We start from the raw sequence: 13,403 nt of genomic DNA on the forward strand, positions 1-13,403 counted from the left end.
GAGAGGAAGTTTTCCTTGATGAGCTACGCGGCCGGCCATGGGCCACTGCTGTTCAGGAGTGGCAAGACGGACAATTATCCTACTCGGCTCGACGTGCTGATCCTCGATGTGCGTGCGATGGAGATTCGATCTTGGTTCGAGGGGATCGAAATCAGGCAAGTTGACCATGGCTATCTGCAGGGTTTCCCGAGCAATCCCATCGATCTGATCGAGGAAGGCCTCAACGTCTACGCACTTTCGGGACGAGGATGGCAAGGATTCATTCTGGGAGGCAGGCTCCTTGTCCACGAAGACGAAGCAGACATGATGGCTCCGAGCGCATTGTTGCCTAATTGATTTCTGACTTAGCTTAGAGGCCCAGATACGCCTTCCTCACGTCGGGGTTGCCCTTGATCTCCGCGGACGGGCCCTGCATCAGCACACGGCCGGTCTGCAGGATGTAGGCGCGGTCGGCGATCTCCAGGCATTCGGCCATGCGCTGCTCGACGATGAGGACGGTCATGCCGGAGTCACGGATGAGCTTCACCGCCTGGAAAATTTCGTCGACCAGCTTCGGCATGATGCCCTGCGAGGGCTCGTCCAGCATCAACAGCCGCGGACGCGTCATCAGCGCGCGGCCGATGGCGAGCATCTGCTGCTCGCCGCCGGAGAGCGTCTCGGCGCGCTGCTCCAGGCGCTCCTGAAGGCGCGGGAACAGCTTGAAGACGAGGTCGAGCGGCTCTTCCCGGTTCGCTTCGCCCCGGTAGAGATAGCTGCCGAGGCGAAGGTTGTCGCGCACGGACAGGCGCGGAAACAAACGGCGGTTCTCCGGCACATAGGCGATGCCGGTCGCCGTGATGTGATGCTGCGCCATGCCGTCGAGGCGCTTGCCGTCGAACGTCACGCTGCCCGAGCGCGGGCGTTCGGCGCCAGCGATGGACTTGAGCAGCGTCGACTTGCCCGCGCCATTGGCGCCGGCGACGCAGACGATCTCGCCCTTCTGGACTTCGATCGAGACCGCGGAAATCGCGACCAGGCCCTGATAGGCGGTGGTGACTTCACGCACCGACAGCATGACGATCTCCCAGATATGCCTTGATCACCTTGGGATCGCGGACGACGTCGGCGGGCTTGCCCTCGACCAGCACCTTGCCGAGGTCGAGCACGATGGCTCGGTCGACCAGCGGCATCACGATCTCCATGACGTGCTCGACCATCAGCACGGTGATGCCGGTATCGCGCACCTTGCGCACCAAGGCGACGCCGGTCTGCGCCTCGGTCGGCGTCAGTCCGGTGAGGACTTCGTCGAGCAGCAGCAGCTTCGGTTCGGTCGCAAGCGCCCGCGCGACTTCGAGGCGGCGCTTCTCGGCCGGAACGAGGTCGCTCGCGAGCACGTCGGCGCGCGCTGCAAGGCCGGTGAACTCCAGCACCTCATGCGCCTTGCGGCGGGCCTCGCGCATCACGGTGTTGCGCACGAGTGCACCGACGATGACGTTGTCGATGACAGTCATGGTCTCGAAGCTCTTGACCACCTGGAAGGTGCGTCCTACCCCGCGCTGGCAGCGCATCGCCGCCGGCATGCGGGTGACGTCCTCGCCGTCGAACCAAATCGAGCCTTGCGTCGGCGGCAGCACGCCGGCGATCAGATTGAACAGCGTCGACTTGCCGGCGCCGTTCGGGCCGATCAGGCCGACGATCTCGCCGCGGTCGACCGATATCGAGACGTCGCTGTTGGCGACGAGGCCGCCGAAGCGCTGCCAGACGCCGCGGGTTTCGAGCAGCGCGCTCATCGGGCAGCTCCCGTCTTCTTCGGGCGTGAAAACAGGCTCAGCAGGCCGCGCGGCAGGGCCAGCGAGATCAGAACGATCAGCGTGCCGTAGACAATGAGGTCGACACCCCGCCCCGAGCCGCCGAACTTGAAGCGCGTCAGCTCAGTCAGCGGGATCAGGATGGCCGCCCCTAACACCGGCCCCCACAGGGTGCCGATGCCGCCGAGCACGGCCGGTAGCGCCATCAGCAGCGAGAACTGAAAGCCCATGACGCTTTCCGGATCGATGTAGGAGACGAACTGGGCGTAGAAGCTGCCGCCCACGGCGACAAGGAAGGCGGAGACCGCGGCCGCACCCATCTTGGAATTGAACACGTCGACACCGAGGCTCTCGGCCGCCTCCGGGTTGTCCTTGACGGCACGCCACCAAAATCCCCACTTGGAGTTTTCCAGCCACCATGTCACGAACCAGGCGAGGCAGCACAGCGCCAGCGCGAAATAGAAGTAGGGCAGCTTGGTGCGCAGAAACTGGAATTTCAGCCAGCTGTCGCCGCGGATCGGAATGGTGATACCCATCGCGGCACCGGCCCATTCCCAGTTGTGGAACAAAAGCAAGCCGATCTCGGCGATGACGATGGTGGCAATCACGAAGTAATGGCCGCGCAGGCGGAAGAAGGGATAGCCGAGCCCCATCGCGATCAGCGCCGACACCACTCCGCCCGCCAGCATGCCGAACCAAGGCAGCACGCCGAACTTCGTGAACAGCAGCTCGGTGGTGTAGGCCCCGAGACCGAAATACAGCGCGTGGCCGAGCGAGATCTGCCCGCAATAGCCGGACAGGATATTCCAGCTCTGCGACAATCCCGCATACATCAGTGTCAGGATCAGGATGTTCTGGACGACGACGTCCTTCACGAACAACGGCGTCAGCGCGGCAATGGTAGCGAGCGCTGCGGCGATGATGAGGTCGCGGCGGCGCCGCGCTGCAAAATCCTTGTCCATCACATCGATCCAAACAGGCCGCGCGGCCGGATGAAGACGACCAGCAGATAGACCGAGTAGATGCCGACCGATTTCAGCGACGGCGGCAGCACCAGCGCGGTGACCGCTTCGACGAGACCGACGATGATGCCACCGGCGAAGGCGCCGAACACGCTGCCGAAGCCGCCGAGCGCCACCGTGACATAGGCGATCAGCGCAAAGGAGGCGCCGACGTCGGGATAGATGTAGAAGAACACCGCCATGATCGCGCCTGCGAGACCGACCAGCGCGGCGCCGAGCCCCCAGCCGAACGCGAAGACGCGGTTCTTGTCGATGCCGACAAGCGCGACTGCACCGGGATCCTCGCGGGTCGCTTCGATCGCGCGGCCGAAATCGGTTCGGTGGATGAAGAAGTAGAGACCTGCAAAAGCGGCGATCGAGACCAGCGCGCCGACCAGTTGCGGCTCCGGCAGAAAGATTCCGCCGACCGAGATGGTTTTGCCGCCGAGCCAGGATTGTGGGATGCTGCGATAGTCCGGCGTGAAGAAATACTGCGCAAGGCCGCGCATGACGATGGCGAGGCCGAAGGTGGTGAAGATCTGCACCATGCCGGCGTTGGCCTTGGCCCGCATGGCGAAACGTACAAGGAGCAGGTAGACGACCGCTCCGAATATGAAGAGTGCCGCGGCGACCAACGGCGCCGACAACAGCGGATCGATGGCGAAGAACGCGAACAGGAAGAAAGACAGATACATCGCGATCATCAGGAACTCGCCATGGGCGAAGTTCGTGACGTCCATCAGGCCGAAGATCAGCGCGAGGCCGACCGCGATCAATCCGTAGAGCAGGCCCATCAGAAGGCCGCTCGCGAGACTCTGGATAATGGCTTGGGCTGTCAACTCTGGTCCCCCGTTCGAAACGTCACGACAGGCTTCGTCATTGCGAGCGAAGCGAAGCAATCCAGAAATGTTTCGAAGGAAAGCAGTCTGGATTGCTTCGTCGCTTCGCTCCTCGCAATGACGGTGTGGGAGCAGCTTGCTTCCCACAGCGCCTGCTCCGCTGCCCCCGCAGCGCTTACTTCATCGGCCAGATCGCCTCGGCGATCGCGGCCTGCGGCGGGAAGATGGTGACGAACTTGCCGCCGACATATTGCAGCAGCACCGGATCGGCGTCGTTGTTCTGGCCCATCTCGTCGAACTTGACGCGCTTCCAGGGCATGATGGTCTTCTCGCCCGGGATGTCGGTCGCGGCCAGCGCGTCGCGGATCTTCTCGCCGTCGGTCGACTTGGCGCGGCTGATGGCGTCGGCGAGGATGATCAGGCCCATGAACTGCCGCGAGGTGAGGTCGTTGAAATCCTTGCCGGACCTGGCCTTGAACATCTCGTTGATCTTGCCGACCATCGGCCGCTTCTGCGCGAGGTCGAGCGAGAAGGTGCCGCGCGAGATCACGCCTTCGAGCTTGTCGCCGACGGCATCGTAGAGCGCCTTCTCGGAGAAGCCGGCGTCCTGCGCCACGATCGCATTCGGCTTGTAGCCGAGCTCGGCCATGGTCTTGACCAGGAGGATGCCGTCGGTGGTGTAGCTCGACGGCATCAGCACGTCGGCATTGGCGGTCTTGAGCTGCTGCACCTCGGCAGAGAGCGAGGGCGAGTTGGCGCGATACTTGATGTCGGTGACGATCTTATAGGCGCGCTCGCCGGCGATCTTGGTCTGGGCATTGCCGGAATCTGTGCCGAAGATGGTGTCCTCGTGGAACAGCGACAGCGTCTCGATCTTGGTGCCCTTCTTCTTCATGGCGTCGAAGAAGTCGAACATCGCAGCCGAGTACATCTCGTCGTGCGGCGAGGCGCGGAAGTAATATTTCAGGCCGCGGCGGTGCAGGCTCGGCGAGGAATTGTCGGCGGACAGGAACGGGACCTGATAGCGCTCGCAGATCTGGCTGACGGTGACGGCCACCGCGCTCTGGTAAGTGCCGATGACGGCGCAGACCTTCTCCTGCGTGATCAGGCGCTCGGCCTCGGCGCGGCCCTTCTGCGGATCGGCCTGATGGTCGGCGAACACGAGTCGGATCTTGGCGCCACCGAGGCCCGGCAGGCCTTCGCCCTTCGCCAGCGGCAGGTCGAAATCGCTGTCCTTGTTGATGACTTCGAGCGCGGTCTCATAGGCCTTCTGCGCGTCGACGCCCTGCTGCGCGCTGCCGCCGGAGAAGGGATAGATCACGCCGATCACGACTTCCGAGCTCTGTGCGCGCGCTGCCAGCGGCACTAGGACGGCAGTGGCGGTGGCCCCCAACAACACGTCGCGGCGAGTGATCGTCATGGCAAAGTCCCCTGTTACTGAATTTCGGCTGATCGAATGAAGCGATTGGTGGATGCGGTAAAGCCCGAAGAAGCAGCAGACGCTGCCCACTAAATCACGGCCATGTTTCTGTTCTTGAGATCGGTCACCAGCATCAGGCCGGGCGAATGCGTGATCGCGAACGGCAGTTTCGCGGCGTTGATGACCGATTGCGGCGTCACCCCGCAGGCCCAGAACACCGGGATCTCGTCGTCGGCGACCGGCACCGGATCGCCGTAGTCGGGCTTGGCGATATCCTTGATGCCGATCAGATGCGGATGGCCGAGATGCACGGGCGCGCCGTGCACGGCCGGATAGCGCGAGGTGATCTGCACCGCGCGGATCGCATCGGCCGGCTTGAACGGACGCATCGACACCACCATGGGACCGGCGAACGGACCTGATACACCGCAGGCGATGTTGGTGCGGTACATCGGCACGCGCACGTTCTTCTCGATGTGGCGGATCGGCATGCCCTCCTCGAGCAACGCCTCCTCGAACGAGAACGAGCAGCCGAGCACGAAGGTGACGAGATCGTCGCGCCAGTAGCTCTTCACGTCGGTGGGCTCGTCCACGACCTCGCCGTCGCGCCAGACGCGGTAGCGCGGAACGTCGGTGCGGATGTCGAGATCGGCGCCGAGCGAGGGGATGTAAGGGCTGCCGACATCGGACATGCCGATGATCGGGCACGGCTTGGGATTGAGCTGGCAGAAGCGGTGGAACGCACCGGCATATTCCGCCGGCAGGATCGCCAGATTGCCCTGGACATATCCGGGGGCGGCGCCGGCGGTGGATGCGACCAGCCCCTCGCGGTAGGCGAGCCGGGCCTTGCGGCTCGGGAGGGCGTCTGGTGTTTCAGTTTGCTGCGCTGCCACCAAAACAGTCATGTGATCGACCTGCCTATAAACTCGACAAAGACAAGCCAACACCAAGCGTGCTATAAAGTCTAATCTTCGTTTCTAATCAATCTCGATAAATCTGATTTATCGATTGGGAAAATCCTTCCAATGCTGGACTTCAGGTCGATCGAGACGTTCCTATGGGTCGTGAAGCTCGGCAGCTTTCGTGGCGCCGCGCAACGCCTCAACACCACCCAGCCGGCGATCTCCCAGCGCATCGCCCAGCTCGAGCGCGAGATGGGCGTGAAGCTCCTGAACCGCGATCATCGCATCGCCTCCCCGACCCCGAGCGGCCGACAGATGATGGTCTACGCGGAGAAGCTGATCGGCCTGCGCGCTGCGATGATGGCGGAGATCGGCGATGCTTCCGCGATGCGCGGCGTGATGCGGCTCGGCGTCGCCGAGACCATCGTGCACACCTGGCTGCCGCGGCTCGTCAAGAGCGTCAACGAGGTCTATCCGAACCTGTCGCTGGAGATCGAGGTCGACATCACGCCGAACCTCACCGCGCGCCTGCTCGCACAGGAGATCGAGCTCGCCTTCGTGGTCGGACCGCTGTCCGCCTCCGGCGTGCACAACCGCGTGCTCGCCGATTATCCGATCGGCTTCCTCGCGAGTCCCTCGCTCGGGCTCGGCAAGGGCCCGGTGACGCCGGCGGACCTCGCGCGGTTTCCGATCATCACCTTCCCGCGCAAGACCAAGCCCTACGAGGTCGTGCGCGAGGTGTTCGACCGGCCGGAGCTGCCGCCGATCCGCCTGCATGCGTCCGCTTCGCTGGCGACCGTCATCCACATGGCGGTCGAGGGCCTTGGCATCGCCGTGATCCCCGACGCCATCGTCGAGAACGAACTCGCCGACGGACGGCTGCAGCTGCTCGACACCGATCTTTCCATCGCGCCGCTGACCTTCACCGCGAGCTGGCTGGCCTCGCCCGATGTCGTCGCCGTGGAGCGCGTCGCCGAGCTTGCACGGCAAATTGCGCAGAGCAGCCTCGCGGTTGACGCGCCCGCACAGGCGCGTCATTGAAAAAGGCGCCGGACAAAAGAGAGAACGACCGCATGAGCCGAGCCGCGACCAACCTGCAAATCGATTCCGCCCGCCTGTGGGGCTCCATCCACGAGACCGCGCAATTCGGCGCGACGGCCAAAGGCGGCGTGCGGCGGCTGACGTTGAGCCGTGAAGACAAGCAGGTGCGCGATTGGTTCCGCAAGGCCTGCGAGGATGCCGGACTGGAAGTCCACGTCGACGCGCTCGGATCACAGTTCGGCCTGCGCAAGGGCCGCGACATGTCGAAGCTGCCCGTCGGCATCGGCTCGCACCTCGACACCCAGCCGACCGGCGGCAAGTATGACGGCATCCTGGGAACGCTCGGCGCGCTGGAGGTGATCCGCACGCTGAACGATGCCGGCATCGAGACCGAGGCGCCGATCTGCATCGTGAACTGGACCAACGAGGAAGGCTCGCGCTTCGCACCTGCGATGATGGCTTCCGCCGCCTATGTCGGCGACTTCACCACCGACGACATTTTGTCGCGCAAGGACGCCGAGGGCACCACCGTCGGCCAGGCGCTCGACGGCATCGGCTATCGCGGCGACAAGCCGGTCGGCTTCCAGAAGCTCGGCTGCTTCGTCGAGCTGCACATCGAGCAGGGGCCGATCCTGGAAGCCGAAGGCAAGACCATCGGCGTGGTCGATTCCGGCCAGGGCGTGCTCTGGTACGACGGCAAGATCTCCGGCTTCGAGAGCCATGCGGGCTCCACGCCGATGCCGCTGCGGCGCGATGCGCTGGCGACCTTGTCGGAGATCGTGCTGGCGATGGAGTCGATTGCGAGGAAGCACGGGCCGAACGCCGTCGGCACGATCGGCGAGGCCGTCATCGCCAATCCCTCGCGCAACGTCATTCCCGGCGAGATCGCCTTCACCATGGACTGCCGCAGTGCCGACGGTGCCATCATGGACGCGCTCGACGGCGATTTGCGAGCGGCAATCGCCGAGATCGCCGCGCGCCGCAAGGTCGAGGTCAAGATCGATCTGGTATGGCGCAAGCCGCCGACGCATTTCGATCCGAAGCTGATTGCTGCCGTCGAGAACGCCGCGAAGACGCTCGGCTATTCCTCGCGCCGCATCACCTCCGGCGCTGGCCACGACGCCTGCAACCTCAACACGATCATGCCGGCGGCGATGGTGTTCGTGCCCTGCAAGGACGGCATCAGCCACAACGAGCTGGAGGATGCGACGCAGGGCGACTGCGCCGCGGGCACCAACGTCCTCATGCATACCGTGCTGGCAGTCGCCGGCGTCGCATCCTGAGCGGAGAGAACCATGCGCGGAGTTTTCGTCGACGCCAATGAATCGCTGGCCGTGATCATGGAGCGGCTGGAGAAGCCTGGCGATCCCAAGGTGCGGATCAACAGGAATCCCGACATCACGCCCGAGCAATATCCGGAAGTCCTCGACGGCGCCGAGATCGCGATCGTCGACCACACCGCGCTGCCGACCGAGGTCGCGAAGAAATGCACCGGGCTGAAGCACGTCGTGTTCCTCGGCACCGGCGCGCGCAGCTACATGAATCCGGAAGAGCTCGCCGAGCTCGGCATCTCCGTGCATCTGATCAAGGGCTACGGCGACACGGCGGTTGCGGAATCCGCGATCGCGCTGATGTGGGCGTCGGCCCGCGTCATCGCGATGATGGACCGCGAGATGCGGGCCGGGAACTGGCTGCGCGAGGACGGCATGCAGCTCACCGGCAAGACGCTCGGCCTGATCGGCTTCGGCGGCATCGCCGCGGAGGTCGCGCGCATCGCGTCCGGCAGCGGCATGAAGGTGATCGCCTGGAACCGTTCGCCGAAGAGCTATCCGGGGGTCGAATTTACCGATCTCGACAGCGTGCTGGCGAGAAGCGACGTGGTGTCGCTGCACCTGCTGCTCAACGACGAGACGCGCGGCATGATCACGCGCGAGAAGATCCTTGCTATGAAACGCGGCGTCATTCTCATCAACACCGCCCGCGCCGCTGTTGTCGACGAGGCCGCCATGATCGAGGCGCTGAAGTCCGGCCATATCCGCCACGCCGGCCTTGATGTCTTCAACATCGAGCCGCTGCCCGGCGATCATCCGCTGACGAAGCTGCCGAACGTGACGTTGTCGGCGCATTCGGCCTTCCGCACACCGGAGGCGAGCGAGAACCTGATTGAAGCGGCGTTGGTCCATTGCCGCCGGATCGTGAAGGGATAAGAGCAACAACAATGGCCGACTATCGCATCATCAAGGCAGAGTCGCTCACCAAGGCCATCCATGCCATCGTCAGGGCCGGCGGCTCCTCGGACCGCGAGGCCGAGCTCGTGGCCACCAATCTCGTCGAAGCCAATCTGAAGGGACACGACTCGCACGGCGTCGGCATGATTCCGCGCTACGTCCAGAGCGTCACCAATGGCGGCCTCGCCGTGAATTCGCACGTCAAGATCGTGCTCGACACCGGCCCGCTTCTCACCCTCGACGGCCTCACCGGCTACGGCCAGGTGATCGGCCATGAAGCGATGGAGCTCGCGGCCGAGCGCGCAAAGAAGAACGGTGTTTGCCTTGTCGGCCTCTCAAATTCGCATCACATCGGCCGCATCGGCCACTGGGCCGAGCAGTGCATCGACCACGGGCTGGTCTCGATCCACTTCGTCAACGTGATCTCGCGCCCGATCGTGGCGCCCTGGGGCGGCAGCGACGCACGCCACGGCACCAATCCGTTCTGCGTCGGCATCCCGCGCGCCGGCAAGGATCCGATCGTGCTCGACTTCGCCACCAGCAGGATCGCGCAGGGCAAGACCCGTGTTGCCCATAACAAGGGCGTCGAGCTCGAGGTCGGCACCATCATTGATCACGAGGGCAAGCCCACGATCAATCCGCGCTACACCGTGATTCCGCCCTACGGTGCCATCCTCCCGTTCGGCGAGCACAAGGGCTCGGGCCTTGCGCTGGTGTGCGAGATCCTCGGCGGCGCGCTCTCCGGCGGCCAGGTGGTCAAGGGCTCGTCCGACGGCAAGTACAACGTCCTTAACGGCATGCTCTCGATCGTCATCGATCCGGGCAAGCTCGGCACCGGCGAGAACCTTGCACGCGAAGTTGAGAGCTTCGTGAGCTGGCACACCGGCTCGCCGCCTGCCCCCGGCGTCGACAAGGTCAGAATCGCGGGCGAGCCGGAGCGCGAGATCAAGAAGAAACGTCTCGCCGAGGGCATCCCGGTCGACCCAACCACCTGGCAGGAGATCCTGGATGCCGGGAAGAAGTTCGGGCTGGAACAGACGGCGATCGAGAAGATCGCGAGCTGATCGGAGCGAGGCGCGCTCCTCGGCGTCGCCTCGCGCCTCATGACCAATCGCGCAAGAGAGACTGGACGGCGGCGAAATGTCGACGTGCTCGCGGCACGGGTTTGAACCGCCCCGCATGACCTTGCGACAATGCGGATATCCGATTGCATCCGCCCGAGGTTCGCATGCTCTCCCGTCTCGCAAAATTCGTGTCCGGCTCAAACCTTCCGTCGCCCGGATCCGATCTCTACCGGCAACGGCTCGCCATCTACGAGAGCGAGCTTGGCGAGCCCGAGCGCACATTCACTGATAACGCAGAGCGCCGCATCGACATCCACGCCTTCGGCCGCGATTTCGTCCCGGTCTGCCAGGAGGGCTCCGACGAAGGCTATGTCCTTCTCACCAACGGGATGAGCGAGCAACGGATGCACGGCGTCCCCGGCGACGCGAAGCCCCGGGCCGAGCTGATGTGGTACGTCCGCGAGCCGACGCAGGACGTTTGCGCCAATCTGCGCTGGCTGGCCAATCTGCCGTTCATCGACACGACCTGGTTCGGCTTCGGCCATCGCGTCGCGCTTCCGTAGCCGCCGGTTGCAGGAACGGACTTCCAGACGTTCCTGTTGCTCACACCGATCATCGGCCCCGACAAGGAGATCGCCGAGGCGCTGGAGATTGCGGGCGATCCGGTGGAGATCCTGACCGTGAACCTGATCTCGCATCAGGAGCTCGGGCTGATCAAGTCCAGGGGGCTCGATCCGTTTCTCGATCTGCTCGACGAGAACGACTATCCGCCGATATTCGATCCGTCGCGGAAGTCGTATGTGTAGTCGTAGGCCAAAGCACTGCTGCCGTTCCCTTCTCCCCTTGTGGGAGAAGGTGGCGCGAAGCGCCGGATGAGGGGTTCTCTCGGCGAACAATTTTACGGCTGATAGGTCTGCCTCTGCGGAAACAGACCCCTCACCCGTCTTCGATGCTTCGCATCGAAGCCACCCTCTCCCACAAGGGGAGAGGGTGAAGCGGCGAACTAATCCACCATATCCGCAACCGCCTTGCCGCACGCCGTCGTGTCGGCATTGCCGCCGAGATCCTTGGTGCGCAGCGTGCGTTCGGCGAGCGTGCGCTCGATCGCCTCGACGATCGACTTGCCGGCTTCCTTCTCCCCGAGATGCTCGAACATCATCGCGCCGGACCAGATCATGCCGATCGGGTTGGCGATGCCCTGGCCTGCGATGTCGGGCGCCGAGCCGTGCACCGGTTCGAACACGGATGGGAAATCGCCCTCCGGGTTGATGTTGCCGGACGGAGCGATGCCGATGGTGCCGGTGCAGGCCGGGCCGAGATCGGAGAGGATGTCGCCGAACAGGTTGGAGCCGACCACGACGTCGAACCAGTCCGGATGCAGCACGAAGTTCGCGGTGAGAATGTCGATGTGGTACTTGTCCCACTTCACGCCTGGAAACTTCTTGGCCATCGCCTCCACGCGCTCGTCCCAATAGGGCATGGTGATCGAGATGCCGTTGGACTTGGTCGCCGAGGTCAGGTGCTTCTTGGGCCGCGACTGCGCGAGCTCGAAGGCGAATTTCAGGATGCGGTCGACGCCGGTACGGGTCATCACCGTCTGCTGCGTCACGAACTCGCGGTCGGTGTCCGGGAACATGCGGCCGCCGACCGAGGAATATTCGCCTTCGGTGTTCTCGCGCACCACCCAGAAATCGATATCGCCGGGCTTGCGCCCCGCCAGCGGCGACGGCACGCCGGGCATCAACCGCACCGGGCGCAGGTTGACGTACTGGTCGAACTCGCGGCGGAACTTGATCAGCGAGCCCCACAGCGAGACGTGGTCCGGGATCTTGGCCGGCCAGCCGACCGCACCGAAATAGATCGCATCGTGCTTGCCGATCTTCTCCTTCCAGTCGTCGGGCATCATCTGGCCGTGCTTCTCGTAATAGTCGTAAGACGAGAAGTCGAAATGGTCGAATTGCAGCGAGACGTTGTGCTTCTTCGCCGCCGCCTCCAAAACGCGCAGGCCCTCGGGCATCACCTCCTTGCCGATGCCGTCGCCGGGAATGACCGCGATCCGGTATTGTTTCTTGCTCATCGAGAACGTCCTTGGTTGGTCCGGCAGTCGCCGCCTTCTGACTGCACTGCAATGGACCAAACGCGGCGGCAGTGCAACGCTGCACTGCAATGTTGACCATGGCGCGGCCAAGCGCCTACTGATTTGATCCTGTTCCCACGAACGAGTATCCCCATGGATCTGCATCTGCGCGGCAAGCGCGTCCTGATCACCGGCGCGTCCAAGGGCATTGGCGCAGCCGCCGCCGAGGCCTTCGCCGAGGAAGGCGCGCATCTCCTCCTCGCGGCGCGTAGCGGCGATCAGCTCAAGGCGCTGGCCGACCGTTTGCGCGCCGCGCACCAGATCGACGCCACAACGAGCATCGTCGATCTGCGCAAGGAGGAGGACGTGGCCCGGCTGGCGAAGGAAGCCGCCGACATCGACGTGCTCGTCAACAATGCCGGCGACATCCCGGGCGGCTCGATCGGCAAGATCGACGAGGCGACCTGGCGGCACGCCTGGGAACTGAAGGTGTTCGGCTATATCAACCTGACTCGCTACATCTACGCCCAGATGAAAGCCAGGGGCGGCGGCGTCATCGTCAACGACATCGGCGCGGCCGGCGAGAAGTTCGACGCCAACTACATCTGCGGCAGCGCCGGCAATGCCGCGCTGATGGCGTTCACACGGGCGCTCGGCGGCAAGAGCCTGGGCGACAACATCCGCGTGGTCGGCATCAATCCCGGCCCCGTCGGCACCGACCGCCACGTCACCCTGCTCAAGACGCGGGCCAAGCACCAGTTCGGCGACGAGAGCCGCTACAAGGAATTCCAGAAGAGCCTGCCGCTCGGCCGTCCCGCGCATGCGCGCGAGATCGGCGACCTCATGGCGTTCCTGGCGTCGGATCGCGCCGGCTATACGTCGGGCGTGATCTACACCGTCGACGGCGGCATCAGCGCCGGGTGGGGTTAACTCTATTCTCGTCATTGCGAGCGCAGCGAAGCAATCCAGGAATGCCTCTGTGGCAACCGGTCTGGATTGCTTAGTCGCCTCGCTCGTCGCAATGACGAGCCCTCGAATAAGGAC

General features: G+C 64.1%; 13 protein-coding genes and 1 pseudogene. 7 read left to right on the forward strand and 7 right to left on the reverse strand.

Going from position 1 to position 13,403, the window contains the following annotated elements:
- Positions 1–18: 18 nt before the first annotated feature.
- A complete protein-coding gene (locus I6F24_RS02360) occupies positions 19–336 on the forward strand; it encodes a hypothetical protein (RefSeq protein ID WP_225149917.1) in 318 nt (105 codons plus the stop codon).
- Between the two features lie 13 nt (positions 337–349).
- Here I6F24_RS02360 and I6F24_RS02365 read toward each other — a convergent pair whose 3' ends face one another.
- The 6 genes from I6F24_RS02365 to I6F24_RS02390 form a co-directional block, all read right to left on the reverse strand.
- Positions 350–1,054: an ABC transporter ATP-binding protein gene (locus I6F24_RS02365; RefSeq protein WP_225149918.1), complete on the reverse strand. Its 705-nt coding sequence runs from the start codon at positions 1,052–1,054 to the stop codon at positions 350–352.
- Positions 1,038–1,769: an ABC transporter ATP-binding protein gene (locus I6F24_RS02370; RefSeq protein WP_225149919.1), complete on the reverse strand. Its 732-nt coding sequence runs from the start codon at positions 1,767–1,769 to the stop codon at positions 1,038–1,040. The genes I6F24_RS02365 and I6F24_RS02370 overlap by 17 nt, the downstream gene beginning before the upstream one ends.
- Positions 1,766–2,749, reverse strand: coding sequence for a branched-chain amino acid ABC transporter permease (locus I6F24_RS02375; protein ID WP_036004933.1), 984 nt, complete (start codon positions 2,747–2,749; stop codon positions 1,766–1,768). The genes I6F24_RS02370 and I6F24_RS02375 overlap by 4 nt, the downstream gene beginning before the upstream one ends.
- Positions 2,749–3,627 (reverse strand): branched-chain amino acid ABC transporter permease, encoded by an 879-nt coding sequence (locus I6F24_RS02380; protein WP_036004931.1) that lies wholly within the window; start codon positions 3,625–3,627, stop codon positions 2,749–2,751. The genes I6F24_RS02375 and I6F24_RS02380 overlap by 1 nt, the downstream gene beginning before the upstream one ends.
- Before the next feature lie 175 nt (positions 3,628–3,802).
- Positions 3,803–5,047: an ABC transporter substrate-binding protein gene (locus I6F24_RS02385; RefSeq protein WP_036025707.1), complete on the reverse strand. Its 1,245-nt coding sequence runs from the start codon at positions 5,045–5,047 to the stop codon at positions 3,803–3,805.
- Between the two features lie 89 nt (positions 5,048–5,136).
- Positions 5,137–5,952, reverse strand: a complete 816-nt coding sequence (locus I6F24_RS02390; RefSeq protein ID WP_057027085.1) for a putative hydro-lyase — start codon at positions 5,950–5,952, stop codon at positions 5,137–5,139.
- Positions 5,953–6,072: 120 nt separating this feature from the next.
- On the opposite strand from I6F24_RS02390, the gene I6F24_RS02395 reads away from it, so the two are divergent.
- The 5 genes and pseudogenes from I6F24_RS02395 (at position 6,073) to I6F24_RS02415 (ending at position 11,088) form a co-directional block, all read left to right on the forward strand.
- Positions 6,073–6,990, forward strand: a complete 918-nt coding sequence (locus I6F24_RS02395) for a LysR family transcriptional regulator (protein WP_036004923.1) — start codon at positions 6,073–6,075, stop codon at positions 6,988–6,990.
- Between the two features lie 32 nt (positions 6,991–7,022).
- Positions 7,023–8,273, forward strand: coding sequence for a Zn-dependent hydrolase (locus tag I6F24_RS02400; RefSeq protein WP_074447504.1), 1,251 nt, complete (start codon positions 7,023–7,025; stop codon positions 8,271–8,273).
- Positions 8,274–8,285: 12 nt separating this feature from the next.
- A complete protein-coding gene (locus I6F24_RS02405) occupies positions 8,286–9,197 on the forward strand; it encodes an NAD(P)-dependent oxidoreductase (RefSeq protein ID WP_036025717.1) in 912 nt (303 codons plus the stop codon).
- An 11-nt stretch (positions 9,198–9,208) separates the two neighbouring features.
- Positions 9,209–10,282, forward strand: a complete 1,074-nt coding sequence (locus tag I6F24_RS02410) for a malate/lactate/ureidoglycolate dehydrogenase (protein ID WP_036004878.1) — start codon at positions 9,209–9,211, stop codon at positions 10,280–10,282.
- 164 nt (positions 10,283–10,446) lie between these two features.
- Positions 10,447–11,088: pseudogene (locus I6F24_RS02415) on the forward strand (suppressor of fused domain protein).
- Positions 11,089–11,285: 197 nt separating this feature from the next.
- Here the strand turns inward: I6F24_RS02415 and I6F24_RS02420 are convergent.
- Positions 11,286–12,359, reverse strand: coding sequence for a tartrate dehydrogenase (locus tag I6F24_RS02420; protein WP_036025718.1), 1,074 nt, complete (start codon positions 12,357–12,359; stop codon positions 11,286–11,288).
- Between the two features lie 153 nt (positions 12,360–12,512).
- Between I6F24_RS02420 and I6F24_RS02425 the strand changes: the two genes are divergently transcribed.
- Positions 12,513–13,289 carry an SDR family oxidoreductase gene (locus tag I6F24_RS02425; RefSeq protein WP_036025720.1) on the forward strand — a complete coding sequence of 259 codons (777 nt, stop codon included), beginning with the start codon at positions 12,513–12,515 and terminating at the stop codon, positions 13,287–13,289.
- The last annotated feature ends 114 nt before the right edge of the window (positions 13,290–13,403 follow it).

This window comes from Bradyrhizobium sp. BRP23, from assembly GCF_020194135.1.
Taxonomy (GTDB): Bacteria; Pseudomonadota; Alphaproteobacteria; order Rhizobiales; family Xanthobacteraceae; genus Bradyrhizobium; species Bradyrhizobium yuanmingense.

Bases quoted from the DNA above. Each gene is read 5' to 3' on its own strand.
- I6F24_RS02360 (WP_225149917.1), top strand. From the start codon at position 19: ATGAGCTACGCGGCCGGCCATGGGCCACTGCTGTTCAGGAGTGGCAAG.
- I6F24_RS02365 (WP_225149918.1), bottom strand. From the start codon at position 1,054: ATGCTGTCGGTGCGTGAAGTCACCACCGCCTATCAGGGCCTGGTCGCG.
- I6F24_RS02370 (WP_225149919.1), bottom strand. From the start codon at position 1,769: ATGAGCGCGCTGCTCGAAACCCGCGGCGTCTGGCAGCGCTTCGGCGGC.
- I6F24_RS02375 (WP_036004933.1), bottom strand. From the start codon at position 2,749: ATGGACAAGGATTTTGCAGCGCGGCGCCGCCGCGACCTCATCATCGCC.
- I6F24_RS02385 (WP_036025707.1), bottom strand. From the start codon at position 5,047: ATGACGATCACTCGCCGCGACGTGTTGTTGGGGGCCACCGCCACTGCC.
- I6F24_RS02390 (WP_057027085.1), bottom strand. From the start codon at position 5,952: ATGACTGTTTTGGTGGCAGCGCAGCAAACTGAAACACCAGACGCCCTC.
- I6F24_RS02395 (WP_036004923.1), top strand. From the start codon at position 6,073: ATGCTGGACTTCAGGTCGATCGAGACGTTCCTATGGGTCGTGAAGCTC.
- I6F24_RS02400 (WP_074447504.1), top strand. From the start codon at position 7,023: ATGAGCCGAGCCGCGACCAACCTGCAAATCGATTCCGCCCGCCTGTGG.
- I6F24_RS02405 (WP_036025717.1), top strand. From the start codon at position 8,286: ATGCGCGGAGTTTTCGTCGACGCCAATGAATCGCTGGCCGTGATCATG.
- I6F24_RS02410 (WP_036004878.1), top strand. From the start codon at position 9,209: ATGGCCGACTATCGCATCATCAAGGCAGAGTCGCTCACCAAGGCCATC.
- I6F24_RS02420 (WP_036025718.1), bottom strand. From the start codon at position 12,359: ATGAGCAAGAAACAATACCGGATCGCGGTCATTCCCGGCGACGGCATC.
- I6F24_RS02425 (WP_036025720.1), top strand. From the start codon at position 12,513: ATGGATCTGCATCTGCGCGGCAAGCGCGTCCTGATCACCGGCGCGTCC.